Below are 325 nucleotides of genomic sequence, written 5' to 3' on the forward strand. Positions count from 1 at the left end.
GGCCTCAAGGTACGCAAGGTAACACAGGTGCTACTGGTTCCACTGGGCCTCAAGGCGTTCAAGGTATCACAGGTGCTACCGGTTCCACTGGTCCTCAAGGTGCGCAAGGCAACACGGGTGCTACTGGACCTCAAGGACCTCAAGGTAATACAGGTGCTACTGGACCTCAAGGACCTCAAGGTAATACAGGTGCCACTGGACCTCAAGGTACGCAAGGTAACACAGGTGCTACTGGGCCTCAAGGTACGCAAGGTAACACAGGTGCTACTGGTTCCACTGGGCCTCAAGGCGTTCAAGGTATCACAGGTGCTACCGGTTCCACTGG

Annotated in this window: 1 pseudogene; it reads left to right on the plus strand. The window is 55.7% G+C overall.

The features are described 5' to 3' along the window. Positions 1 to 325: pseudogene (locus MR155_RS31645) on the plus strand (collagen-like protein); the annotation flags it as partial.

The organism is Bacillus cereus group sp. BfR-BA-01331, assembly GCF_022663915.1.
GTDB classification, from domain to species: domain Bacteria; phylum Bacillota; class Bacilli; order Bacillales; family Bacillaceae_G; genus Bacillus_A; species Bacillus_A mycoides.